Raw genomic sequence first — 26682 nt, 5'->3', positions numbered from 1 at the left:
CAGGAAATGCTTGAGATTTACGATTATCTTTTATTTGTTTTAGTAATTATTGCTTTTATAACAGACGTTAAGTATCACAAACTTCCCAACTGGCTTACTGCTGGCGGGATGGCTGTAGGAGTTGTGTATCATCTGATTGCAGATGGAATAAACGGGATTCTATTTGCATTTTTTGGTTTATTGGTAGGCGGTGGCATTTTCCTAATCCTTTATGTATTTAAGGCAATTGGTGCGGGTGATGTTAAATTATTCGCTGCTATTGGGGCTTTTGTTGGTGTGAAAATGGTCTTATATATCATGATGTATTCCATCTTTTTTGCAGGTATTCTAGCTATTATTATTCTATTATCTACAAAAACAATCATGAAAAAATTAACAATTGCTGTTTTTCAACTTTTCGGTTCTTTATTATCCCGGGATTTTAGGAAACTGGAAGAATATAAAGTAACAAAAGCAACGCGTTTCCCCTTTATGTATGCTGTTGCCCCGGCAATTATTGCAGTTTATTATTACGCGTTCTTTTAAGGCTATCTGGAAAACGATCATTTATTCATTTTTAATTAGTACATATTCGTCTAGGAGGAAGAAAAATGGGAACAATCTACAATTTGGAGTATGATTATTCGACCCAAAATGGTCAATCAATCGTCTTTTCTAAAAAAGACAATAAGAAATTAACGGCAGACAACTTAAACGCTGTTCAAATAAAGATGATTCAGTCTAATCGAATACCACATATGCTGCCAATGTCATTGGAGAATATCGATTTGGTTACGAAGCTTCATTATGATATTAATTCGAAGCAAAAGTTAATTTCCTACTTGCGTGATAACAAGGCTACGATGAATGATTATTATCAATTATTTCTTTCCCTTATTAATACACTTGAGGAAGCAAGCTCTTATATGCTTGATCAGAAAAATTATATCTTACAAATGGAATTTCTATTTATCGGGCAAAATCCGAGTGATGTATATCTGACCTATATACCAGTTATCGATCTTGAGAAAACGAATAGTGTAACAGAAGACATGAAAAAACTTCTAACAGACGTTGCTGGTGAAATTGACGGACTGCAAGGAAATGAATTTAAAAGTATTTTGAACTACATCAAAAACGAATCCTTTAGTTTAAGTGGATTAAAAACATTATTATTAGAATTGATCTCACTTCGATCTAATGTCAACCAAATGTATTCAAATCATGAATATACAAATGACAATCAGATGGAAGGCAACTTTACGGAAAATCAAAACACAGCAGTTCAGTCACATCCAGAACCGATTGTAGCTGGCAGCCAAAGTATGACAAAGAAAAAGGTAAAAAAGAAGCTACCGCCTCTGACCTCAAGAACGAAAGTATATCTTGTCATGGGCTCATTACTAGCGATAGCACTGATTTGGAAGTTTTACGACATGTATAGAAATCCAACGGTACTGGTAACAAGCAGTATTTTAACAGTTGTTGTCATGGTAGCCGTATTGGTATTTTGGAAAATCTGGCGACCAGGAGTTACTAAGGTTGAGACAGAACTACCACAGACACTGGAAAAATCGGTAACTAAACAACCAAAACCTGAACAAAAATTAAGACAAAAGCAGCAACAATTTAATGTACAAATACCGAAACAGCAATATCAAACACAATTTAGACCATCAAATGCTACATCACTTGCTGCAACGCAATCAGATACAACTTTATTAGTTGCAGATAATGAAGATACAGTGCTTCTAGAGGAAGAGTCTAATCTTTCCGTTGCTACAATGGAGAAGGAAGTTGATGTTTCGGCTACACTTATACGGACGACAGCAGATGAAGCACCACAGACGATTGCAATCAATAAAAATAACTTCTTAATTGGCAGAAACGAAGAGGCAGTTGACAACCCTGATACCGCTGTTGGGGTTTCAAGAATCCATGCTGAAATTATTAAAATTGATAGCTCAAGCTTTGGTATTAAGGATTTAGGTTCGAAGAATGGATCTAAATTAAATGGAGCACCAATGGTTCCATACAAAGTCTACGCATTAAAAGAAGATGATGAATTTGAACTTGGGAAAGCACACTATACATTTAAGTGGAGCAGTCCACAATGAGCAGAAACTGGCAAACTGGTGTAGCTACACACCAAGGTATGAAAAAAAATAAAAATGAAGATTCCTATTTACATTTGATGGAGAAAGATTTTAATGGAAACGAAATAGCATTATTTGTTGTGGCTGATGGCATGGGCGGCTATGAAATTGGCGACATTGCAAGTCGATTTGCGATAGAAGAGCTCGAGAAATGGTGGAAAAAGCGGATACCAAAACTAGTTAAAAGAAAAGATACGATTGATCGTGTTTTAAAAGAAACAGAACATACATTGCAGCAAATCAATAAAGGAATTCAAGCTTTATCACAGCAAACAGGGAAGAAAATGGGTACGACACTTTCAATGCTTGTAATGTATCAAGGATCTTATGCAGTACTTCATATAGGAGACAGCAGAATCTATCATATGAAAAATTGGAATTACGGTCTTCAGCAATATTTTCAACAGGAAACTATGAACGAGCAATATCTGTCGAATTTATTAGAGGAACAGCATACTGAAATTCTTGAAACAAAACCCGAGCTTTTAAAGCTAACAGAAGATCACTCTTGGGTGCAGGTACAAGTAACAAAAGGGGCATTAAGTGAAGAAGAGGCAAGAAACCATCCAAAACGACATGTACTTACACAATGTCTTGGAATTGAAAATACGATTGATATGTATAGCCATAAAGGGGATTATCAAGCAAGTGATCTATTTCTAGTTTGCAGTGATGGGTTTTACTCATTGTTTTCCAATGAAGAAATTAAGAATATGCTTGTTAGCTTAGAAAAAGAGTATACCAATCTTCAAGCAATCTGTGATTACTTAATTAATTTCTCTAATTTTTCCGATGCAAATGATAATATTACGCTTATGCTCATTCGCAACCTATATGTAAATACAGAACATACAATGGAAAAGAAGGGGCTCTTTTCCTTCTTAAAAGGAAACAAAATGTGATAGACGAGGTGTTTGTAATGAATAAACATAATATCCATATAAAAAAAGGTGATATTTTAAATGGAAAATACCACGTTCTCTCACATATTGCTTCAGGCGGTATGTCAGAAGTTTATTTCGTTGAGGAAGTGAACGATACTAATCGGCGGTGGGCGGTAAAGATTACAAATATGGAAAGTAAACTAGCAGCCAAGTTAATTGACGAAACAAAGCTGCTGAGTGAATTAGAACATCTTAACTTGCCGCGTGTCGTTGATTTTTTCTCAACAGCGGATTATTTTTTCCTCGTACAGGAATACATCGATGCAGTGTCATTATCGGATTATTTTCAGCTATACAATAATCAATTGCCACTAGACACTATCATCAAAGTCGGCGTACAGCTTTGCGATGTACTTCACTATTTACATACACAAAAACCATATCCTATAATTTATCGAGATATAAAACCAGGAAATATTATGATCAACAAGGATAGAGAGATAAAGCTGATTGATTTTGGAATTGCAAGGAGGTTTCAGCAAGGTCGGATGAAGGACACCGTTCAAGTTGGCACGGTTGGTTTTGCGGCACCAGAGCAATTTGAAAAAAAGCAAACCGATACACGTACCGATTTATTTTCACTCGGAGCACTTATATATTACTTATTATCCCAAGGGAAATATGTCTATATTGCTCAAAAGCCAATCAAACAATTACATAAAAGACTTCCAAAAAGTCTTGATAAATGTGTTACGCATTTAGTTGAACTAGAGCCTGAGAATCGACTTCAAGATGCACGAGAAGCAAAGATATTGATGCTGAAGGCAAAAGAAGAATGGGAAAAAAAGCAAAATCGAAAGTGGGATTGGACGTTGCTCCGACCTATTTCAATTATATCCATATCCATTGTATTGATTGGTTACATTGTCTTTTCATTCATCTAATCTTAATAATAGGAGGGGAAATCCATGCCAGATCAACAGAATCTGCAATTTGGAATAATCGAAGAAAAAGATGATGTCGTCGTATATGAAATTCCAATAGCGGAAACGAATTTAGTAGAGGCAGAGCAGCTTGAAGAATTGAAACGAAAGGATCCTTTGTTTTTTGAATGTCAGCATTATATGGTGGATCAACAGGTCATACGTATTTTTTATAAAAAAGAAGGAAATTACAAAAAAATAAAAGAATACAAGCAAGCATCCAATAAATTAAAGCAAAAAGCAGCAACGAACATGCTGATGGTGGAAAGCTTAATTGGTACACAATATACAACACTGATTCATCCTGAAAACATTTATATGAATCCAGAGGGGGATATTAAATTTGCTCATCGAGGAATTCGTTCTGTTTTTCCTAAAGAGGAAATGAATACATCTGAGCTCTTAAAAGAACTGAAGCGGGTATTGCTATATTTTTACAGTACCTATAATTTTAATGATATGAATGAAAAATCGGAACTGAAATTTAATGAACCGATTGCAAAAAGTATTCGACACGTAAACTCCATTCGTGATCTAAATCAAATCATTCACACAGCACGTAATACACCTACACCAACATCAATTAAGAAACAGACTGAACCAGCCCAAAACCCGAATAAAAAAATGACACTCTTGTCTGGGGTGCTCATCGGTCTTATAGTTGGAATGCTTGTCATATATGTGATCCAAGTTGTGCCACTTAATAAAGAAGTAAATTCTGCTGGTGCAGAAGAAGAACAGAAGTCTGAGGAAAATATCGAAATGCTAACAGAAAAAAATAAAGAGCTTCAGCAGTTGCTTGATGATAACCGAACAATTATGCATGCATATCGTTCTACGATTGTAGGAGATACCGAAGAAGCGATTACGCAATTTGAATCAGCTAATCAACTGGATGAAAGTGCAGAGCATACATTAATGGAACAATATATTGAATTAGATACTGTTAAAAGTCTTACAGCTGCAGCTGACCTGGGAGAAGCATATCATAAAGAGGTTATAAAAGCACTTGTTGCAAAGAACTCAGATAAGGCAAAAAAGGCGATTTTAGGAATTGAATCAAGTTTGGCTGTGGTACAAATTGAAAAAGCTTGGATCAATGAAGCCTACGAGGAAGTTGTAACACTTTATGATGATCTAACCGATAATAAACGTGCAAAGTTATTAGCGGCTAGAAGTTACATACAACTAGACAATACAGAGGAAGCAATTAAACTAGCAAAAGATCTTGATAATACAAAGCTTCATATTTCAGCACTTAAAAAAGAAAAAAAGCTGATGAAAGCAAATGATGATCTTGATGATGATGAAAAAGAAAAGGCAATCGATAAAATTGATGAACAGATTGACGATCTTAATTAATGTATAAATTTGAATTTTTACTGAGTAAATTGGTCCTCATACATCAAGAAAGCTGTATAATATTGCATTATACAGCTTAATTTATTTAGAAGAGAATATGACCTATATATAAAGGAGGGATATAATGGCCAATTTTTTCGCACCGATAATTGATTTTCTAGAAGGTATTGTTGAGTTAATCTATCGATTTATAATTGGGTCAGCAATCTGGGTGATTATATTCTTTAGAGATTTATTGCTTAAAACTGGAATTGTTGACAGTGTTACAACAGCTACTGTTATACCGATTTTAGTGGTGTTAGGTATCTTCCTGATATTGATAGGGTGGATATGGGGTCCAATACGAAGAACGTATGGATCGAATTGATTGAATGGTAACAAAAAGCTTCTAACTTCAGCATATTTAAAAGTGAAAAGCTAATTGAAAAAGACGATGATTTGGCTAAAGATGAAAAAAATCAGATATTGAATCAATCGACTAAGAAACGGAGGATCTTGAAAATTTGTGGATAATAAGTAATTACCTATCTTTTACATTGAGGAGGTAGGTACAAGGTTTAGGAATAGAAAATGAAACTACCAACATAAATCGGTGCGTTAAAGTGAATCCATATGTATGGAAAGCAATTTTTTTAGGAGTGGTACATGGTGAACCAGATTGGCGAATATATTGGAAACGTAATAGACGCAATTCTAAAAGCTATATTAGCTGCTATAGAATTCACAAGCGACTTATTACTCGATACTGGTATAATTGATAGTGCAGGTGCTGCCACAGGAATAGCTTTCGGTATACCTATCATTATTGGAATCATTTTAGTAGGTGTTTTTATCGGTCCAAAGTACAAAAGAAATAGCTATCAAAGACGCTATTACAAGCATAAGAATCGCAGAAGTAAATAGTAATTGCATGGATAGATGAATCAGCATATTATCTGTGTTATGATACTATAATAGAGATAGGTGATGTTCAAAAAACTACTAAATGACATAATGGGCTTCCCGTTAATAGAGGAAAGGAATCCCCGTTTTACCTCGTAATTTTATGTTATTCTATTTTTGAACATGTATTTTTAGGAAGGGGGAAATAAAATGAGCGAATCAGATAAACATTCACGATTAAACAAATTTGAAAAACGCAGAAAAAATACAAAATTAATTTCCATTTTCCTTATCGCTGGCGCACTCCTTATCATCATATTGCTTGGTATGTGGTTATTTGGCGGCGGAAATGATGAAACGGAAAAGCAAACAGGAAATAATGAAAATGAATCCTCAGATTTTCTAATTACGGAAGAGAATAAGGAGGAAGCTGAAAGTGATAATCCTGAACAGGAAGAAAGCGACAATGATTTAGCTTCTGACGAGGAAGCTGAAAATGAAGAGAATGAAGAAAATGATGCTGATGAGGAAATCGAAACAGAGCCTGCTGAACCCTCAGATGGCAATGTTGCAGAAGCATATACTGGAGATTGGTCACCTGTTGGAACAGAACAAGAAGGTCCACATACGACAAATTATGACGATGGTTCACAAGATCGTAATGAAATGAGAAAAGCGATTACACAAGCTACTGGTTTAAACGAAGATAATATGGTTGAATGGTGGATTGAAAATGGTGGCGATCAAAAGGTAGTAGCTACTGTATCTGACACAGCAGAAACGGAAGTATATCGAGTTTTCTTAACATGGGTAGATAATGAAGGATGGCAGCCTACAAAGGTTGAAATACTAATTGAAAATGATAAAAAATAACAGCGGATTGATGGAGGATGTAGTATGACAATCGGAATTATTGGTGCAATGGATGAAGAAGTTGCGCTATTATTGGATCAGATGACAGAAAAACAAGAACAAACGGTAGCAAATTGCTTATTTGTTCAAGGGAAATTACAGGATAAATCTGTTGTTTTGTTAAAATCAGGGATTGGGAAAGTGAATGCGGCAATGGCTACTACCGTCATGCACGAACGGTTCACGCCAACACATGTTATCAACACTGGGTCTGCTGGCGGCTTTGCTAGTAATCTGGAAGTAGGAGACATCATTATTTCGACTGAGGTTGTCCATCATGATGTTGATGTAACTGCCTTTAATTATGAATATGGACAGGTTCCTGGAATGCCTCCAATGTACGAAGCAGATAAAACGCTGGTTGAAAAAGCAGTTGCTGCAGTAAAAAATATGGATATAAATTGTGAGCAAGGAATTATTGCGACTGGAGATTCGTTTATGGAAGATCCCGAACGTGTTGCGTTTGTTCATGGTAAATTCCCGACAATGCTGGCCTCAGAGATGGAAGCAGCAGCTGTTGCTCAGGTTTGTCATCAGTACAACAAGCCATTTGTTATTATTCGCGCACTATCTGATATTGCAGGAAAAAAATCATCCATCTCGTTTGATCAATTTCTTGAAACGGCCGCTAAAAATGCAGCACAACTAATTATTGCTGTAGTCAAAAGCATATAAAAAAACAATTATAAGAAAAGCAAAAGCCCAGAGACAATGATAAATTCATGTTTCTGGGCTTTTTGATAACTTGTAAATTAACCTAATTATTTCGCTCCTTTCGATAGTACTCATGAAACACCTTCATAAGGGCTCTTTTCTCAATTCGTGATACATAGCTGCGCGATATATTCAATTTTTTTGCAATTTCTCGCTGTGTCATTTCATTATAGTCATTTAATCCATAGCGATAAATAATCACTTCCCGTTCTCGTTTATCGAGTACAGAAAAATATTTTTGCATTTTGGCGATTTCCATATTCAATTGGATGTATTCAATTACATTATCATTCTCTGCTTCGAGTATATCAATTAAGCTGATTTCATTGCCTTCTTTGTCCTGGCCAATTGGATCGTGTAATGAAACATCTTTTTTCACCTTTTTCAATGCACGCAGATGCATCAATATTTCGTTTTCTATACAACGAGCAGCATATGTTGCCAATTTCGTTCCCTTATTTGTAGAGAAGCTTTCAACCCCTTTTATAAGACCGATTGTTCCAATGGAAATCAAATCTTCCATATCCTCACCAGTATTTTCAAACTTTTTTACAATGTGAGCAACAAGTCTTAAATTATGTTCAATCAGTTTGTTTCTAGCTGTTTCGTTTCCATTTTGCATTTCCTCAATGTATTTCGCTTCTTCATCAGGGGGTAATGGTTGCGGGAATGCATGATTTTTTACATAAGAAACGAAAAAGAGGGCTTCCTTAATTAGAAGAGCAAGCACAGATAGAATCCCGGACAAACTCAGGTCACCTCCTAAAGAACAATCTGCTTCAAGAATGGGCTTTTGCCTATATAACATCTTTATGAAGCAGTAAGGAGATTCGTGTCTGTCCCAGATAATTAATTATGAAAACGATTTTATTTGATATTAGAGAAACGATTAAAACCCTGATGCATCCTATCAGAATTACATACAGCTGGCGGTTTTTACAGACACAATAACTTATCGCTAGAAGTAACAAACTGCATTGTCAAGATAAAGAAGGAGCGCACTGTGTGGGTACTATTCTTGCTGGTATGTATGCGGGAACTGTGAAAAACAGAAACACAACAGATCGTGGCTGTTTTGAATTGAATAGGGATCTTTAATGGTGTTGATATATTCAAGGCAAAGGATGATGCAGTAGTACAAGAGTATTGGATTATTGGGGCTGCATAGGATTTAGATAAGAATAAGCTTTCTGCATAGCATTTTGGAATCAACTCGTTTCAGTAAAAAGCGGGTAAATAGGACAAAGGAACGTTAATCGACATCATATATCTAACTTTTGTAGTAAATTCAAAAAATATAGTTGACAAGTTCTATTGCCCGGTGTATGATGTGAACAATTCCTACAAATTGAATATGATTTTTCTTATCAAGAGTCAGGGGAGGAACTGGTCCTATGATCCTGCAGCAACCGTTACCAAAATGTAACAAGGTGCTAATTCCAGCAAGCATATGCTTGAAAGATGAGATTAGAGATATAAAACCTCTTCCTCATCGGAAGAGGTTTTTAATTTACTTTAAAGGCAAGTAATATGATAGGAAAAATTATATTTCGATGAATAGGTAAATTTAAATTGAAAAAGGGAGCGAAGAAAATGAGTATAACAAAAACAGATAGCTTGTACAGAAAGGATTACTTTGGAAGGATTCACGAATTAAAGAAACATGCACCCAATGCTTTTGAGTCATTTTTTGCTTTTAATAATCAAGCATTGGCTGAAGGGGAATTATCGGTAAAGGTAAAAGAATTAATTGCAGTTGCTGTGGCGCATATTACCGGGTGTCCGTATTGTATTGATTTACATGTCAAAAATGTGAAAAAACAGAAAGCAAGCAAAGCAGAGGTAGCAGAGGCAATTTTTGTCGCAACAGCATTAAAGGCGGGATCTTCAGCAGCGCATGGAGTAAATGCACTAAATGCTTATGATGAAAACGGGGATGAGGAGCTGTATAAAGCATCCTATTTTAATCGTATAAAGGAATTTTCCAAGTTAAATAAAGAAACATTTAAGGCATTTCTGGATTTTGATCATCAGGCTATAAAAGCAGAAAATCTGAGTGAGAAAGAAAAAGAGTTAATTGCAGTAGCTTGTGCCCATACAACAGGTTGTGCATATTGTATTGATTTGCACACAAAAAATGCGAAAAAAACAGGAGCAAATTTAAATGAGATTTCGGAAGCAATTTTTGTTGCAGTAGCGCTTAAAGCTGGATCAGCAATCGCTCATAGTGTAAACGCATTAAATGCTTACGATGAATAGAAATTGATACCATAAGAGGAGTGTTTCGTTTGAAAAAGCAGATTCATTTGAACGGATTTGTACAAAACTCGCCATCCCCGCATTCCATGGGGTTGTGGAAACATGAGAGAGATAAGGGAGTATTTCATAATCGAATTCATTATTGGACAGAAACAGCACAAGTGCTGGAGCGGGGAAAATTTGATGCCGTTTTTATTGCTGATGTTCTTGGTACGTATTCTGTTTATGGAAACAATCATGATGCTGCGATTAAACATGCTGTGCAATTGCCGGCACATGACCCCTTGATGCCAATATCAGCTATGGCTGCAGCAACGAAGCACATCGGATTTGCCCCGACAATTTCAGCAACCTATGCACAGCCATATGCACTGGCACGTCAGCTTTCAACACTGGACCATTTGACGGAAGGCAGAATTGCTTGGAATGTAGTAACTTCGTATTTAGAGAGTGAGGCAATTAATCTTGGTTTGTCGGGTAGATTACCTAAAAATATACGCTATGACCGTGCTGATGAATTTCTTGAGGTCGTTTACAAGCTATGGGAGCACAGCTGGGATGATGAAGCAGTTGTTTACGACAAGAAGACAGACACCTTTGCAGACCCCAAAAAGGTACATATAATCAATCATGATGGTGACTTTTTCCATATATCAGGTCCACATTTAACGGAGCCATCACCACAACGGACTCCTGTACTTTTTCAAGCTGGAGCTTCTCCGAGAGGAAGAGATTTTGCAGCAAAACATGCTGAAGCGGTTTTCACAAAGGGACATTCACTGGAAGCAATGAAAAATTACGCTGCAGATATTCGAAAACGTGCAGTAGAACAAGGAAGGAATGCAAATGATATTCGTATTTTTCCAATGGTTCTTCCAATTATTGGATCTACAGAAGAAGAAGCATTGGCCAAATATGAAAAATTAAAAAGTCTTGTTAGTTATGAAGGGACAGCTGCATTGCTCTCTGGCCATACAGGTATCGATTTATCCAAATATAATCCAGATCAATATTTAGATGATATGGAAACAGAGGCAGTACAGGGGAATTTAGATATGTATACAAAGGACCCTACAAAGAGATGGACACTTCGTGAGGCACTGCAGAATCATGGTCTAGGTAATGGCACAGTGAAATTTATCGGTACACCAGAACAAATAGCAAATAAGTTGGAGCAGTGGGCTATTGAGGCGAATCTAGATGGTTTTAATATAGCACAATCATATTCCTTAGAAACATTCCGGGAATTTGTTGACCATGTTGTACCTGAATTACAAAAGCGTGGGATATATCGAAAAGAATATAAAGGAAATACGTTGAGAGAAAATCTCTTCAGTACTGACAGTCCGTTTTTGCCTGACAGCCATCCAGCAAAAAAGCTGAAATCACATAGATGACAAGCATTATTTACTATACCTAAAAAACCAGCGGAGGACATGCAGTTCATAATTTTAGGTTAAATTGATTTCTGGTGATGAATCAGAGAAAGGAGACACTGCATGCAGGCTATCACATTATATACATGGATAGGATTTGCATTTTTCCTTGTGATAATGCTTTTTCTTGGATATATTGGAGCGCGTAAAACTAAAAATGTCCGTGACTTTGCAACTGGAGGAACAACGTTAGGACCAGTCATCCTAGGTCTATCTTTTGCCGCAACCTATTTAAGCGCTGCAACCTTTTTGGGATACCCAGGCTGGTCCTATGACTGGGGACTATCCAACTTATGGCTTTTTTTAGCAATGATAGGTGGTGGCCCAATAGGAATACTGATGGTTGCAAAAAAGGTAAGAAAATTGAATACAAAACAAAAATCGCTTTCCTTACCCGATTGGCTTGGTGACTATTATAATAGTGATATTTTGCGAGTTGGAACAGGTTTGATTTTGCTGTTCAATATTTTCTATATAGCTGCACAGTTTGTAGCTGGAGCGAGGATATTTGAGTATTTGCTTGGAATGAATTATTCCACAGGTTTGATTCTTATAACAGTAATTGTTGTATTGTATGTGTTTGCGGGTGGTGCACTTGCGGATATTTATACGGATGCTGTACAAGTCATTTTAATGGCAATTGCTGGTATAGCAGTATTCATTTCAGGGATTATTCTATTTTGGAATGGAGGAATTACAGCAACCTTTGCGGGTATTGTTGAAAATTTGGCTGTACAGGATGGTAATCTTGTTAAAGTTTTTAATGCTGAATCACTTCACTTTTACGCTATTGGACCAGTAATAGGTGCTATAACAATACAGTGGGCATTTGCGTCTGCTCCCCATTTATTTAATAAGGTACTGGGATTGAAGAGAGAAAGAGATTTAGGAAAAATGATTATAGTATATGTTATAACAGCTTCTTTATGTGTGTTGGTTTTATTTGGAGGATTGTATAGCAGAGCTGCCATTGGTGGCGGAATTGAAACAACTGACTTAGCATTAATGGAATATATCACATGGGCATTTCCCGCGATTTTTGTTGCACTCTTTGGTGTAGTGATTCTTGCTGCAGCTATGTCGACGACAGATGGGTTGTTTGTATCGATTTCAACCGTATTTGCTAATGATATCTTTCTCAAATTTTTAGTGAAACGTGGATATGTAAGCATTAGCGAAGAAAAAGCACAACGAATTGCATTTCTCATCAGCAGATGGAGTGTTCCACTAGTCGGCTTAGCAGCTTTTTTGCTTGTGCTTAACCCGCCAAAGTACATGGGAGACATTATGTGGATTGGGATTTCAGGTGTAGCAGCGGGAACCCTTGGCCCTATACTGTATGCTGTTTATGCTAAACGTAAAGTATCTCCGCGTGCAGCAGAAGGGTCGATGGTTATCGGTTTATTGTCATATCTTATCCTGTATTTCGGTGATATCATTCCCAGTACTATGTCAGCCGGTGCAGCTGCAACGTTTATAGGATTAGCAGTCATATTGATATTGGCAAGAATCTTTAGGAAACCTGACGAAGAATATGAAAGTATACAAGAAGCAAAGTGAATTGTTTATAAGAAGGAGGCTTTTCAATTGTTTGTTAATGAAATGTTAACGGTTTGGCTTTATGGACTCTTCACTATATATGTTGTTGTTGGTTTTTCACTTTGGAAATGGTATTTTGGAAAAAAATAATTTTTTTTAAAACAGCTTGCCCTGAAAAAAAATACAGGGCAAGCTATGTTACACGTTTAAATTATACTTAATCAAACAACTTTGTATTGCAATTTCCTTATCACTATGGGGTTGTTTTTTATCTTTAATAATTTGATATTTCTCAAGTCCTTTTCCAGCAATAATAACAATATCTCCAGGTTCACTCATATCGATAGCAAGACTTATTGCAGTTTTTCGATTCGGAATGGATCTGTAATTACCGTGCTTCATTCCTTTTTTCATATCTGTTAAGATAACTTGAGAATCTTCAGATCTTGAATCATTTATTGTCAAAAATACATAATCAGCAATTGATGCTTTCTCTGCCATAAGAGGACGTTTCGAGACGTCCCGATCACCACCGGTACCAACTACAAGCAGAATACGTTTTTGCTTAAACGGTTGGAGAGAAGCAATTACTTTTTCAATTGCATCGGGTGTATGAGCATAGTCAATGTAAATTGATATTGGTGCTCCAATATCAAGCTTTTGCAGCCTCCCAGTTATATGATCGATACTTGCGAAAGAGCGAACTAATTCAGTTACTGCAATTTTTGTTTTAATAAATACCGATGCAATCGCAGCCAGTACATTATATACATTAAATTCACCAATTAACTTTGTGGTCACTGGAATAGTTCCTTCTGGTGATTGTAAGGTAAAGCATGTCCGATCTTCATAGTAAGTAATAGAAGTTGCCTGAAAGTCAGCTTCTTTATAAATGCCGTACGAGATAACTTCAAAGGGTGTCATGTCATTATATACTTCATACCACGGATCGTCACGATTTAGAATAATATTTTTCTCTTCTGTCAAGTTATTTCCTAGCTGTGCAAAAAGCAACCCTTTTGTGTAGCCGTATTTCTCCATTGTCTTATGATAATCAAGATGATCCTGTGAAAGATTTGTAAAAGTCACCACATCAAAGTCAATTCCACGCTGTCTTCCTTGTGCAAGACCATGAGAAGATATTTCCATAACCATATGATTAATCCCAGTTTGTACAGCTTTATGGAGGACTTTTTGATTGGTTAATACATCACATGTCGTGTTATCACTTTCAGTGTATTCGTTTAAAAGTTCAATTCCGTTTGTGCCGAGCAATGCGGCTTCATGGTTATTCATATCAAGCAACTGCTTAATTAGGGTAGTGACGGTTGTTTTTCCATTTGTACCGGTAACGCCATACACTGTCATGTTAGTTGAAGGATAGTGATAAAATTTATTTGCAAGGATAGCCAGTGCTTTAGCGGTGTCTTTCACAATTACTAGTGCATATTTTGTAAGATCAATTGGCAGCCGCTCTTCTGCCACAATAATATTCGCGCCATTATGAAGCGCTTGTGAGTAAAAGGAATGCCCGTCTGTTTGAAAGCCTCTGATACATATGAATAATGAATGCTTCTTTACTTTTCTGGAATCTTGTTCAATGGAGAGTACTTCTGCGGGGAGCGCACCATATATTGACTTTATTTTTAAGCTGCTTAGTAATTCGTTAGTGTTCAACTTGAAAACCTCTCTATCCTGTGTTAGCAATATGAATAATTTCTTCCACCCATAGGTATGCCCGTATCTAATATTTTTTAATCGAGGAAATAACAGATAAAATAGGTGGGAATATAAAAAATATTCTTAGATTGTTGGCCAGGAAATAGAGTGGAATATAAATTTAGTCATTGCTTTAGATATTTTGGTTGGTAAAAGCCAGAAAGTCATTTTTGTTAGGAAAACTTGTTCTGTCCTGAAGAGAAAATAATACAAAATAAGAATATTTTTCAGTATTTGTATGTTGGGAAGACTTACAGAAGAACTTAATCTCGTTTTGAATCCACAGCTGTTTTATTCATAATCGCCATCTGTGATCTTAAACTAAAACTGTAAAAAGCACTCCCCATTATACAGGAAGTGCTTTATTTGTATTTTAACCAGTTATCAGAATAACGATGAAATATGCTACCATGGCGATTAATCCTACCGGAAAGGCAAAACGTGCATATTCTAAACTTGTAATTTTAAGTTTGCCGGCAGCAATGATATTCGGAATATTTCCCGGTATCAGCATTCCGCCACTAAGCATAAGCCCCATTAAAATCGCTTTGATTGTCGGCGCATCCATTGCAGGACTAATTTCTGCAGCAGCAAGTGTAGCATTATCCAATACTGCTGAGAGCATATTAATCCAGTATAATATTAATGGACTCAAGTCAAGTAAGTATCTCTCTATGAAAGGTTCAAATCCGGCTCCCAGGAAAGTCAATGCCATAACAAATAAATAAATTTTCAAACTGCGGATAATTATTTCAGCGTAAGATTCTGTTTCCGTTACAGTTTTCGTTTTCGATTTAGCTTCAGCATTAGATTCTTTTCCAGCGGCCATTTGAGTATGAGATAATTCCTCTCTCGATTTAACCATAAATGCGGCAAGAATACCAAAAATAATTACAGCCGGTATTACAGACGAACCTACTAACTTAAGTAAATAAAAGAAATCTTCATTTAGTTTACCGACAACAATTGTTGAGAGCGGTTCCCCGATAGGAGTGAGTGCAGCACCAAGTCCAATTGCAAAACAGGCTAAGATAACTAAGCGAATTTCTGATTTTCGATCCATCCGTAAGATACTAACTACTGCAGCCAGGATGATTGCAGCAACAATAGCGGTGATTACACTGGAAATCAGTCCAATGACGATTACGAATAGGGCAATAAACAACCGGTATGGCATTGCTCTGCTTAATCCCAATATGCCTTTTTCAATTGGTCCCTGAAACCAACGGAATAATAGACCGGCAATAAGTACTGCCAATGTAATATTTATTGGATGTACCAAAGCTTCCTTCGTGAGTTCCCAGTCTAATACTTGGCTGACCAATACGGCTGCAAGACCCATAATAAACAAAAATACTTCTAAGTTTTTTTCCACAACCTTAGTAAATGGTAAAAATAATACTAATAATAAAATAATCGTTAATCCAATTATCATTTTCAATCTTTTCCTTTCTTTCTATAATTGTAGATGATGTATGTATTATTTATAAAAAAATCATGGCTTAACATTTTGAATTGCCAGGGAAAGTCTAATTTTTTGAATTCAGCTTACAAGAATGTGAGCGATTAGTCACTTCTAACATAATATTTACTTTCCAAAGCATAAAAACATTAAATATATATGTAAACTATGTAGTGGAACAAGACAAACAGCCTTAGTCTTTCATTACATTCAGATAAATGCTTCCTCCATGTTTCTTATAATATTAATATCTCCCAACAATCATCTCACTTAATTATAATATCATTTTTTATTCGGGTTGCACTAATTAAACTCTTTTATAAGGAACAAGTTACAAAATTTCATTTTTGAGAAATGGATTTCACTTGTTATTAAAAAAGTTTTTACCCAAACTGTCATATAGATTGACTTATGTCTATCATTAAAATGATAGGGCATCTGATTAGGTGTCAGTATATTCATTAACAGATGACCCGCCGTTGTTTTGTCAAGTAATCTTAAGCGTATTAATCTTAGTAGTATACCTATTCCATATAAAAAAATACAGATTTATAGCAGTAAATAGATCCCTCTTCTTCTATTTTTTTGATTAGCTTTTTTGCTAAAGCAAATATAAAATCGATCTGTTCTCAATATTCTATATAAAACTGTAAGATGGGTTTTGACCTTTTTTACAGTTTAACCGAAATTCAGGTGGGTTGCATATCTTACAAAGCGTCAATATTCTTCATCTTAAAACCTTTTTATAAAGAGTAAAATTGGTTAGGATTTTAGCACAAAAATGGCCAGAACCTTTACGTGAATAGGTTTCTGGCCTTGTTTTAAATTATATTACGCTTACTAACCTGAACGTTTAATTTTTTGTGATAGACATCTTTTGTGAATTTCTTCTTCAAATAGAGATAAAAAGTCAGGGCTTAATTTCAATTCACATGCTGTATAATAGGATTCTAATAGTAAATCATCTGACAAATTTTCCATAATACAGCCCTCCTAAAATTTAAAATTTACTAGCTTAATCTATTAATAATTTAACATGATTAAACGGTAAGAACAAGGCGGAAGTTATCTACATAAGCCTGTAGATAACTTGTGTATAAGGATTTATGAATGCTTATTGTTTCTAATATGAGAAGACTAAATAATGTTGATAAAGTTATCCACAATTAGAAAAATGTATGAATTTGTCGAACGATTTTTTCGGATTTTAGCGATAAACAACGAATCCATCCCTGTAAAAATTCATATATATAATATTTGCCCTAAAACGAATAAATTAACTGTACTTACTTTAAAAGTATAGTCGGGAAGTAAGAGATTTTTTGAACACTCCCTTTAAATCTCTAGTAAGTTATTATAGGATTAGGTTATAATGTGGTATTGGATAAAAAATGAACTGATTTGCAGTTATATTGAGGTGTAATGGATGTTATCGAATTTTTTGCCTAATGAACATGTAAAGAGCGTGTTCGACATACAACCAGAAACTTTAAAGCGCCAAGGAATTAAAGGAATTATTACGGACTTGGATAACACGCTTGTTGCTTGGGATGTAAAAGATGCAACTTCTGAAGTAATTCAGTGGTTTAAGCAAATGAAAGATCATGATATAAAAGTGACTATTATTTCAAATAATAATCAAGAACGCGTACAGGTTTTCTCAGAACCACTTGGAACACCTTTTGTGTACAGCGCAAGAAAACCGCTTGGACGTGCGTTTAAAACAGTAGCTAAAGAGATGAATTTGAAAAAAGAAGAAATTGTTGTAATTGGGGATCAAATCCTTACAGATGTTCTTGGAGGGAACTTTGCTGGATTTTATACGATTCTTGTGGTTCCTATAGTTCAAACGGATGGTAAAATCACAAGAATTAACAGAAAAATTGAGCGAAAAATTCTAAATTACATGCGGCGAAAAGGAAAAATTAGCTGGGAGGAATAAGTTTGGAAATAATCTATTGTCAAGGGTGCGGAGCAGAAATTCAGACAGCTGATCCAGAGAAGATTGGTTATACACCAGCATCCTCATTAAATAAGGAAAATATATTATGTAAGAGATGTTTCCGTTTAAAGCATTACAACGAAATACAGGATGTTGCAATAACAGATGATGATTTTCTAAAAATGGTAAGTACAATTAGAGAAGCAAATGGACTTGTTATTCACATGATCGATATATTTGATGTGAATGGAAGTTTAATTAAAAGCCTGCCAAGAATTACAGGCGATAACCCAATTATATTAGTGGGAAATAAAGTAGACCTTTTGCCAAAATCTACAAACCACAATAAGCTCATACAATGGCTGCGTTCAGAAGCAAAAGAAACAGGAATTAAGGTAAAAGATGTTTTCTTAATCTCTTCAGCAAAAGGATTAGGAATTGAAAAGCTTTCCCAGGAAATCGATGCTTATCGCGAAAATAAAAATGTGTATATTGTAGGTACTACAAATGTAGGGAAGTCAACATTTATTAACCGTCTAATAAAACAATCAACTGGATATGCTGACGTTATTACGACTTCTTATTTCCCGGGAACAACCTTAGGATTTATTGAAATACCATTGGATGATCATAGCGCATTGATTGATACGCCGGGTATTGTAAATAAACACCAGCTAACCCACTATCTATCTGATGCAGATTTAAAAATCGTCACACCAAAAAAAGAAATTAAAGCTAGAGTGTACCAGCTTAATGACGGACAAACACTCTATTTTGGAGGACTGGCTCGAATTGATTTTATCAAAGGTGACCGGCAATCGTTTGTTTGCTATTTCTCAAACGAACTTCCAATTCATCGTACGAAGCTGGAGAATGCCGATGAACTCTATGAGAACCATATAGGGGAATTGCTAGCTCCGCCGAATGAGAGCACTTTAGAACAATTACCAAAGCTTACACAAAGTACCTTTAAATTGAATGGTGAGAAAATGGATATTGTTTTTCCGGGACTTGGCTGGGTAAGTATTTCAGGCAGTGAAACGACAGTTGCTGCACATAGTCCTAAAGGCGTTTCAGTTACGATACGTAAATCATTGTTGTAAACAAAGGGGAGAAAGATTGATGGATTACAGCTTAAAGCTAATTGGCTATCCGATACAGCATTCCTTATCTCCATGGATACATAAAAAATTCCTGGAGTGCACAAATTTAAAAGGAACTTATACATTGCACGAGATTAGTCCTGATGCCTCATTTGAAGAAAATATAATTAACTTGAAAAAAGAGAAAGTGGATGGGTTTAATGTTACAGTCCCATATAAACAAGACATCATTTCCCATCTAGATATGCTTGATGATACAGCAAAGCAAATGGGGGCTGTAAACACGGTTGTATATCGCGACGGTAAATGGATTGGATATAACACAGATGGAATCGGCTATCTACGGTCATTAGAAAGCAAATATCCTGCCTTTTTTCAAAATAAATCAAAACACATTTTGCTGATTGGAGCTGGTGGCGCAGCAAGGGGGATTTATTATGCATTGGACAGGGCCGGGTTTGATTATCTTGATATCGCTAATCGAACAAAGGCGAGTGCAGAAGAAATCGCTAAACTAGCTGAGCTGTCAAAAAATACGAATGTTGTATCATTAAAGGAAGCAGAAGAGGGAATAGGGAATTATGATTTAATTATCCAAACAACTTCCGTAGGAATGAACCCCAATGCAGATGCATCGATTCTTTCTTTCAGTCAACTGAAAAAAGATGCAATTGCCAGTGATATTGTGTATCAGCCACTCCAAACAAAGTTTTTGAAAGAAGCTGAAAAGGCTGGGGCTGCAATACACTATGGTCATACTATGTTGCTCTATCAAGCGCAGTATGCGTTTGAGATTTGGACAAACAAAAGGGTTCCCATGGATGATTTGGATATACAATTACAAGCTATTTTGGAAGGAAGATAATATTTATGTTAACAGGTAAACAAAAACGTTTTTTACGAGCTGAAGCACACCATTTGAAGCCAATTTTTCAAGTTGGAAAAATTGGTGTTAACGATAACATGATTGAACAAATAGGAGAAGCTTTAGAAAAAAGAGAATTGCTTAAAGTAAGTGTTTTGCAAAATTGTATGGAAGATAAGGATTCAGTCGCTGAACAGATTGCAGCTGGAACGGATGCTCACATTGTTCAAATCATAGGAAATCAGATTGTGCTTTATAAAGAGTCAAAGGAAAATAAACAACTGCAATTACCGTAAATGCTTTAGGTAAAACGAGTGCAGGTGCAACAATGAAAAGCTTGCACTCCGCAATTTAGGGTATACTAATAATTTTCATTAATGGACGGTAGAGGAGTTTGACATGGAACGGATTGGAATATTGGGTGGAACTTTTGATCCCCCGCATTTAGGACATTTATTGATTGCCGAGGAAGTAAGGCTAGCGATGGACCTACGGGAAATATGGTTTATCCCTACCTATACCCCACCACATAAAACAGCATCGAAGACAAGTGCCGAGGATAGGATTCAAATGCTGGAGTTAGCGACTGAGAGCAATCCTCATTTTAAAGTAAATACAATTGAAATAGAACATACAGGTAAATCATATACTGTTAATACGATGAGAGAATTGCAAAAATTACATCCAGAAAAAGAATTTTATTTTATTATTGGAGCAGATATGGTTGAATATTTACCCCACTGGCATAAAGTGGATGAATTATTTTCACTCGTGCGCTTTGTAGGAGTAAAACGATCGGGATATCAGCTTGATACAAACTATCCGATTACCGAAATTGACATTCCAATGATTGATATCTCCTCGTCGATGCTTAGAAATTGGCTGCGCAGGAAGAGATCGGTTCATTACATCGTACCAGAACCTGTCATTTCCTATATCAAGGAGAAAGATTTATATGAATAAAACAGAAGCAATTGAAAAGGTAAAAGCCCTTTTAACAGTGAAAAGATTTGAGCATACATTGCGCGTAGCAGAAACTGCTGTGAAGCTTGCTGACCGCTATAATGCATCAAAAACAAAAGCAGAGCTAGCTGCTATTCTTCATGATTATGCAAAATATCGTTCACTGGACGAGATGGAACGCTGGATCAGAAACTCGACACTTCCAAAAGACCTTCTTGATTATCATCATGAGCTATGGCATGGACCAGTTGGGGCGATTTTGATAGAACGGGAGTATGGTATAACGGATAAGGAAATTCAAAGTGCTGTTCATTACCACACAACAGGTAAGGCCGGAATGAGTAAGCTTGACAAAATTGTTTTCCTTGCAGATTATATTGAGCCGGGAAGGTCTTTTCCGAGAGTAGATGAAGTTAGAAGAATGGCTAAGCAGGATTTAACGCGTGCCTGTTGGATGGCATCCAAAAATACGATAACCTATTTAATGTCTAAAAACGCAACGGTTTATCCAGATAGTTTTCATGCGTATAATGATTTAACAAGACAAATTACTGGAGGTAGTTCCTTATATGAACAATAAAGAAATTATCGATTTAATTGCTGAAGCTTGTGACGATAAACGAGCAGAAGATATAATCGCTTTAGATATGAACCAAGTGTCCTTAGTAGCAGATTATTTCTTAATATGTCATGGTAACAATGAAAGACAGGTTCAGGCAATAGCACGTGGAATTAAAGATATGATGGATGAAAAAGGCATACACGTAAAGCGAATGGAAGGCTTTGAATCAGCTCGCTGGATCCTCGTAGATGTTGGAGATATTGTTTGTCATATTTTCCACAAGGATGAACGGAATTATTATAATTTAGAACGCTTATGGGGAGATGCCTCTCGCGTAGCCCTGCAGCTTGGTCAGGAAGGCTGATATGGCATACCAGCAAATGGCTTCCTTATATGATCACCTAATGATAAACGCACCTTATGATGCGTGGGTTTCTTTTACAGAAGAAATGATACAGCAGGCTGGGAAAGAGGCTGTAAGAATAGCTGACCTTGGGTGTGGTACAGGAGAGATTGCAGCAAGACTGGCATCACGGGGCTATCAAGTAACTGGTGTGGATTATTCAACAGATATGCTTGCTTATGCGGCACATAAAGCAACAGAGAAAAATCTGCCGATACAGTGGCTGCATCAGGATTTAACTAAACTAAGTGGGATATCGGGCTATGATGTAGCAATCAGTTATTGCGATGTCATTAATTATATAACAGAACCAGTGGATTTGCAGAAAACCTTCAACAATATAGCAAATTGCTTAAAGGAAGGCGGGCTATTCATTTTTGATGTCCACTCCTTATACCAAGTAGAACAAAATTATGCGAATGAAACATTTGCTGAAGTAACAGATGAAGCTTCTTATATTTGGTTTTGTTCGCCTGGTGATGATCCTGGAGAAATGTTTCATGATTTAACATTTTTCGCTCTGGATGGTGAAACGTATAAACGATTTGATGAATATCATCATCAAAAAACGTATTCGATACCATTTTATAAAAAAATGTTAAAAGAATCGGGCTTTGAAAATATTAAATTATTTGCTGATTTTTCCATAAAAATCAATGATATAGATGAAAAATCAGAACGAATTTTCTTTTTAGCTGAAAAAAGATCAGGATAATACAGATTCCTGATCTTTTTTGGTTAGCAGGATTTTCAAAAAAGATGGCGAATACCTCTTATAAAGACAAGTTTATATTTAAAAAACCTTCTATAAACCACAAAAGAGTGGAGGTGAAAAAGATTGATTAACCTTCTTAAAAAAGCCTCGTTTTTTATTGCTGCAGTGATTATTGTAATTATATTCCTCATTTTTACTCGTGATACAACCGAAAAACAAGAAGAAATTCCAGATTTACAAGCTGTTTCTTCCTCGGATAATCCATTTGAACAGTCGGCAGAAACAAGTCAACCTGCTGAAAAGTTTGCAGTAGTAGATATTAAAGGTGCAATTGCAAGTCCTGGAGTATATGAAGTATCTCCAGATGCAAGGGTGAACGATGTTATTTTAACTGCGGGGGGATTTACTGCTGATGCTGACGAAAATCAAATCAATCTCGCGCAAAAAGTGCAGGATGAAATGATAATTATTGTGCCTGAAATTGGGGTAGAAGGTGCGGCTGGCGGGGGAACCGCTGAAAGTAATGGAAAGATAAAAGTGAATACCGCTTCCCAGGAAGAAATCGAACAGCTTCCTGGGATTGGTCCTGCCAAGGCGGAAGCAATTATTCAGCATCGAGAGGAACATGGCTTATTTAACTCAATTGAAGATTTACTTAACGTTTCAGGCATTGGTCAAAAAACGCTTGAAAATATGCAGGATGCCATTCAAATTCCATAGACAGCAGTAACCATTGACGCGGATTCATTTTGGAATGTACACTAGTGTAATAATACGTAAAGGGGAATACATATGGAAAGAATTTCATGGGATCAATATTTTATGGCGCAGAGTCACTTGCTTGCACTTCGCAGCACATGTGCAAGATTAATGGTAGGAGCTACAGTTGTTCGTGATAAGCGGATTATAGCAGGGGGCTATAATGGGAGTGTGTCTGGAAGTGTTCATTGTATTGATGATGGTTGTTATGTCATTGATGGTCATTGTGTACGAACTGTTCATGCAGAGGCAAATGCACTCTTGCAATGCGCGAAGTTTGGTGTTGCGACAGATAATGCAGACATTTATGTAACGCACTTTCCTTGTTTGCAGTGTACGAAGCAGTTAATTCAAAGTGGAATTCGTACTGTTTATTATGCGGAGGATTATCACAATCATAAATACGCCATCCAATTATTTAAAGAAGCGGGAGTTCATACGGAAAAAGTAGAACTTGATTATCTTGCAGTTGATACAAACTACCAGGAGAAGGCGAAGCTTATGGAGAGTGTCTTGCAAAAGCTAGAAGCAGTAGATGATGAAGAAGCGCAAATACTGCAAGAACAAGTGAAAAAGCTTTTTTAAGATAGATTCATTTTTGTAGTGAGAAAAAATGGGCTTAACTCACCTATTCCTATAGGTGAGGGAGCTCAAAAACAACTTCATAAACAGAAATAGGTGAATTTGCAATTGAAAGGATATTGGCATGTTGCTGCATTTGCAGTAGGTGCAGCGACTCTAAGAATTTATTTCGAAAATGATTGGATAATCGTTGCCTTCTTGCTTTGGATTTTTTATTTATACTTTTATGAAAGATTAAAGAAACTTCCGATTTTCACTTCACTGATATTATTCTTCTTTTTCTCGGTTTATATCCCTTCACCCACTGCGATTCAATCCCCTAAAACATTTTCGGACAAGACTGCACATTATGCTGGAGAAATCATCAGTCCCGTACAGCTGACTAATGACAAGCTGGAGTTTGTCATTGAAGAGCAGCATTCAAAACACCGTATCCTCATTCTATATTTCCCTGAAGCAAGTAATCAAGAGACAATGTCTGAACCCAACCCTGGTAGTCTAAAATATGGCGCGAGTTGTATAATAAAGGGGAGCATGGAGCTTCCGAATGAAAGCAGGAATCCGGCCCAGTTTGATTACCGTGATTATTTATTAAAAAATGGAATAACCTATCAGCTCATATTACAGGATTTAGCGGATCTAGAATGTGAAGGTTCTAAATTTCTTGAACGGTTTTATATGTTACGTGAACAGCTGGTGACCCATGTGGAAAGTCGATTTAGTCCCTACACTGCTTCATGGTTAACTGCAATTGTGTTTGGTGACGACTCGACGATGGATTCGGAAACGGAAGATCTCTTTCAGCGATGGAGTCTATCACATATTATCGCTATTTCTGGTTCTAATATCGCTTTAATTGTTGCATTGTTTTACTTTTTACTAATCAAACTAAATCTGCTCACTCATGAAAAAGCGCAGTGGCTCATGATCTTCTTTTTACCTGTCTATGCACTGTTGGCGGGTGGAGAGCCTTCTGTATGGAGGGCAGCAATTATGGTGGTGCTCTTCATTCTGTTAAATAAATTTAAATTACGCTTTAGTTATACAGATATATTGTGCATTGTATTTATTTTACTAATACTATTCGACAAAAATATTATATATCATGTAGGATTTCAATTATCTTTTATCGTAACATTTGCTATTCTTTTATCGAGGAATTGGCTCGGTAAAACGGAATCTGCCATTTGGCAAGTACTCCAGATCAGCTTCGTCTCGCAAATGGTAATTATTCCAATTCAATTTGCTTACTTTTCTATTTTCCAGCCTTTATCCATTATACTGAACCTCATTGTTATTCCTTATTTCACTATTGTTGTTATTCCGTTAATGTATATACTGGTACCACTAAGTTTTTTGCCAGATCTGTTTATCAATATGCTGGATGCACTTTTTGTTAACATTCATCAATTGATAATCGCTTTAATTACTTTAATCGATGCTGTTCTTTACTTTCCATTTTTAACTTCGGGATTTCCATTTATTGCGATACTTATTTATTTTGGGTTGTTTATATGGTTTATGCGTGAATTGGAGTATGGGATGCTGAGACGCGCTTTTCGATCAGGTTTATTATTGTCGCTATTAATAATGAGCATTGTTGCCAGACCTTATTTTTCTTCAGAAGGTACTGTGACGATGTTCGATATTGGGCAAGGTGATGCGTTTTTAATTGAATTGCCTTATCGGAAAGGTGTTATGATGATTGATGCTGGTTCCCGGTTTTCTTTTGAAGATATGGAGCCGACTGACAGTGTTTATCAGCAAATATTACGACCTTACTTTAATTCTCGCGGTATTAAAGAACTCGATGCAATTATACTTACACACGAGGATATGGACCATATAGGGAGCGTTGAATTTTTATTAAAGGAAATGAAAATTGAACAATTAATTGTGAGCAGTTATTATGATTTATCTGCAATGCAAGCCTGGTCGGAAATACAAAAGCAACCAGAGTTGGTTCAAGTGAAGGGCGGGGAGCTGCTTACAATTTCCGGTCAGCCATTTTATGTACTGGCACCAGTTGATGATCGAGCATCCTCAAATGAAAATTCCATTGTTATTTTTACCGAATTTGGCGGGGTAAACTGGTTATTTACTGGGGATATTACGAAGGAAGAAGAAAGAGAATTGATACAAAACTATCCCAATTTGCCAGTTGATGTGTTAAAGGTTGCCCATCATGGTAGCAGTACATCTACAGATGAAAATTTTATTCAAGCGACTGATCCATCATTTGCGCTTATTTCTGTTGGGCTAAATAATTCTTATGGACATCCAACTTCAGAAGTTTTAGAAACACTTGAAAACGTTCATGCAGTAACTTTACGAACAGATCAGCATGGTGCAGTGCAATTTAAGTATCGAAGTGATGGAGGAACATTTTTCCCGTTTTTACATAAACTACGGGGAGAAGAATAAAGACAGTAATAAATGAACAAAGAGACTGTAACAAATACAGTCTCTTTCAACAAAATCCAGGTGAAAGGTAACGATTA

The 26682-nt window shown here is 36.2% G+C and carries 27 protein-coding genes and 1 riboswitch; of the genes, 23 read left to right on the top strand and 4 right to left on the bottom strand.

Annotation, left to right across the window (positions count from 1 at the left end; genetic code table 11):
• Positions 1-6: 6 nt before the first annotated feature.
• From NSQ77_RS00355 to mtnN, 9 genes are all read left to right on the top strand, one after another.
• The gene (locus NSQ77_RS00355; protein WP_339228212.1) at positions 7-525 is read left to right on the top strand and encodes a prepilin peptidase; all 519 of its coding nucleotides are present in this window, start codon (positions 7-9) and stop codon (positions 523-525) included.
• A gap of 65 nt (positions 526-590) precedes the next feature.
• Positions 591-2096: a DUF6382 domain-containing protein gene (locus NSQ77_RS00350; RefSeq protein WP_339228211.1), complete on the top strand. Its 1506-nt coding sequence runs from the start codon at positions 591-593 to the stop codon at positions 2094-2096.
• Entirely contained in the window at positions 2093-3037 is a 945-nt protein-coding gene (locus tag NSQ77_RS00345; RefSeq protein ID WP_339228210.1) for a protein phosphatase 2C domain-containing protein, read from the top strand. The genes NSQ77_RS00350 and NSQ77_RS00345 overlap by 4 nt, the downstream gene beginning before the upstream one ends.
• A gap of 17 nt (positions 3038-3054) precedes the next feature.
• Positions 3055-3963: a serine/threonine-protein kinase gene (locus tag NSQ77_RS00340; protein ID WP_339228209.1), complete on the top strand. Its 909-nt coding sequence runs from the start codon at positions 3055-3057 to the stop codon at positions 3961-3963.
• A 24-nt stretch (positions 3964-3987) separates the two neighbouring features.
• The gene (locus tag NSQ77_RS00335) at positions 3988-5364 is read left to right on the top strand and encodes a type VII secretion protein EssB/YukC (protein WP_339228208.1); all 1377 of its coding nucleotides are present in this window, start codon (positions 3988-3990) and stop codon (positions 5362-5364) included.
• Between the two features lie 124 nt (positions 5365-5488).
• Complete coding sequence (locus NSQ77_RS00330) at positions 5489-5731, top strand: hypothetical protein (protein ID WP_339228207.1); 243 nt, start codon at positions 5489-5491, stop codon at positions 5729-5731.
• Positions 5732-6012: 281 nt separating this feature from the next.
• On the top strand, positions 6013-6267 hold the full coding sequence (locus NSQ77_RS00325; RefSeq protein WP_339228206.1) for a hypothetical protein: 255 nt from the start codon (positions 6013-6015) through the stop codon (positions 6265-6267).
• Positions 6268-6456: 189 nt separating this feature from the next.
• Positions 6457-7119 (top strand): YrrS family protein, encoded by a 663-nt coding sequence (locus tag NSQ77_RS00320; RefSeq protein WP_339228205.1) that lies wholly within the window; start codon positions 6457-6459, stop codon positions 7117-7119.
• Positions 7120-7143: 24 nt separating this feature from the next.
• Entirely contained in the window at positions 7144-7833 is a 690-nt protein-coding gene (gene mtnN / locus NSQ77_RS00315; protein WP_339228204.1) for a 5'-methylthioadenosine/S-adenosylhomocysteine nucleosidase, read from the top strand.
• An 82-nt stretch (positions 7834-7915) separates the two neighbouring features.
• Here mtnN and sigK read toward each other — a convergent pair whose 3' ends face one another.
• Complete coding sequence (gene sigK / locus NSQ77_RS00310) at positions 7916-8620, bottom strand: RNA polymerase sporulation sigma factor SigK (RefSeq protein WP_339228203.1); 705 nt, start codon at positions 8618-8620, stop codon at positions 7916-7918.
• 613 nt (positions 8621-9233) lie between these two features.
• A riboswitch (SAM riboswitch) is annotated at positions 9234-9340 on the top strand.
• 125 nt (positions 9341-9465) lie between these two features.
• On the opposite strand from sigK, the gene NSQ77_RS00305 reads away from it, so the two are divergent.
• The 3 genes from NSQ77_RS00305 to NSQ77_RS00295 all read left to right on the top strand — a co-directional run bounded on the left by NSQ77_RS00305 (position 9466) and on the right by NSQ77_RS00295 (position 13127).
• On the top strand, positions 9466-10131 hold the full coding sequence (locus NSQ77_RS00305) for a carboxymuconolactone decarboxylase family protein (RefSeq protein WP_339228201.1): 666 nt from the start codon (positions 9466-9468) through the stop codon (positions 10129-10131).
• A 29-nt stretch (positions 10132-10160) separates the two neighbouring features.
• Positions 10161-11528: an LLM class flavin-dependent oxidoreductase gene (locus NSQ77_RS00300; RefSeq protein WP_339228200.1), complete on the top strand. Its 1368-nt coding sequence runs from the start codon at positions 10161-10163 to the stop codon at positions 11526-11528.
• Positions 11529-11630: 102 nt separating this feature from the next.
• The gene (locus tag NSQ77_RS00295) at positions 11631-13127 is read left to right on the top strand and encodes a sodium:pantothenate symporter (RefSeq protein WP_339228199.1); all 1497 of its coding nucleotides are present in this window, start codon (positions 11631-11633) and stop codon (positions 13125-13127) included.
• A gap of 177 nt (positions 13128-13304) precedes the next feature.
• On the opposite strand, the gene NSQ77_RS00290 is transcribed toward NSQ77_RS00295, so the two are convergent.
• From NSQ77_RS00290 to NSQ77_RS00280, 3 genes are all read right to left on the bottom strand, one after another.
• Complete coding sequence (locus NSQ77_RS00290) at positions 13305-14783, bottom strand: UDP-N-acetylmuramoyl-L-alanyl-D-glutamate--2,6-diaminopimelate ligase (protein ID WP_339228198.1); 1479 nt, start codon at positions 14781-14783, stop codon at positions 13305-13307.
• 415 nt (positions 14784-15198) lie between these two features.
• Positions 15199-16260, bottom strand: coding sequence for a DUF1646 family protein (locus NSQ77_RS00285; protein WP_339231126.1), 1062 nt, complete (start codon positions 16258-16260; stop codon positions 15199-15201).
• Between the two features lie 867 nt (positions 16261-17127).
• A complete protein-coding gene (locus tag NSQ77_RS00280) occupies positions 17128-17268 on the bottom strand; it encodes a sporulation histidine kinase inhibitor Sda (protein ID WP_339228197.1) in 141 nt (46 codons plus the stop codon).
• A 445-nt stretch (positions 17269-17713) separates the two neighbouring features.
• Here NSQ77_RS00280 and NSQ77_RS00275 point away from each other — a divergent pair, with 445 nt between their 5' ends.
• From NSQ77_RS00275 to NSQ77_RS00225, 11 genes are all read left to right on the top strand, one after another.
• Positions 17714-18229, top strand: coding sequence for a YqeG family HAD IIIA-type phosphatase (locus NSQ77_RS00275; protein ID WP_339228196.1), 516 nt, complete (start codon positions 17714-17716; stop codon positions 18227-18229).
• Positions 18230-18231: 2 nt separating this feature from the next.
• Entirely contained in the window at positions 18232-19332 is a 1101-nt protein-coding gene (yqeH, locus tag NSQ77_RS00270) for a ribosome biogenesis GTPase YqeH (protein WP_339228195.1), read from the top strand.
• 19 nt (positions 19333-19351) lie between these two features.
• Positions 19352-20197: a shikimate dehydrogenase gene (aroE, locus tag NSQ77_RS00265; protein WP_339228194.1), complete on the top strand. Its 846-nt coding sequence runs from the start codon at positions 19352-19354 to the stop codon at positions 20195-20197.
• Between the two features lie 5 nt (positions 20198-20202).
• Positions 20203-20493 (top strand): ribosome assembly RNA-binding protein YhbY, encoded by a 291-nt coding sequence (gene yhbY, locus NSQ77_RS00260; RefSeq protein WP_339228193.1) that lies wholly within the window; start codon positions 20203-20205, stop codon positions 20491-20493.
• Between the two features lie 103 nt (positions 20494-20596).
• On the top strand, positions 20597-21160 hold the full coding sequence (locus tag NSQ77_RS00255; RefSeq protein ID WP_339228192.1) for a nicotinate-nucleotide adenylyltransferase: 564 nt from the start codon (positions 20597-20599) through the stop codon (positions 21158-21160).
• Entirely contained in the window at positions 21153-21740 is a 588-nt protein-coding gene (yqeK, locus tag NSQ77_RS00250) for a bis(5'-nucleosyl)-tetraphosphatase (symmetrical) YqeK (RefSeq protein WP_339228191.1), read from the top strand. Before NSQ77_RS00255 ends, yqeK begins: the two co-directional genes overlap by 8 nt.
• A complete protein-coding gene (rsfS, locus tag NSQ77_RS00245) occupies positions 21730-22086 on the top strand; it encodes a ribosome silencing factor (RefSeq protein ID WP_339228190.1) in 357 nt (118 codons plus the stop codon). The genes yqeK and rsfS overlap by 11 nt, the downstream gene beginning before the upstream one ends.
• A gap of 1 nt (position 22087) precedes the next feature.
• Positions 22088-22840: a class I SAM-dependent methyltransferase gene (locus NSQ77_RS00240; RefSeq protein WP_339228189.1), complete on the top strand. Its 753-nt coding sequence runs from the start codon at positions 22088-22090 to the stop codon at positions 22838-22840.
• Positions 22841-22963: 123 nt separating this feature from the next.
• Positions 22964-23560: a helix-hairpin-helix domain-containing protein gene (locus NSQ77_RS00235; protein WP_339228188.1), complete on the top strand. Its 597-nt coding sequence runs from the start codon at positions 22964-22966 to the stop codon at positions 23558-23560.
• Between the two features lie 72 nt (positions 23561-23632).
• Positions 23633-24184 carry a ComE operon protein 2 gene (locus NSQ77_RS00230; protein ID WP_339228187.1) on the top strand — a complete coding sequence of 184 codons (552 nt, stop codon included), beginning with the start codon at positions 23633-23635 and terminating at the stop codon, positions 24182-24184.
• 105 nt (positions 24185-24289) lie between these two features.
• Positions 24290-26605 carry a DNA internalization-related competence protein ComEC/Rec2 gene (locus NSQ77_RS00225; RefSeq protein WP_339228186.1) on the top strand — a complete coding sequence of 772 codons (2316 nt, stop codon included), beginning with the start codon at positions 24290-24292 and terminating at the stop codon, positions 26603-26605.
• Positions 26606-26682 lie beyond the last annotated feature (77 nt).

The sequence above is a fragment of the Oceanobacillus sp. FSL K6-2867 genome (assembly GCF_037963145.1).
Lineage (GTDB): Bacteria > Bacillota > Bacilli > Bacillales > Amphibacillaceae > Oceanobacillus.
This window is presented reverse-complemented; position numbering and strand designations above follow the sequence as displayed.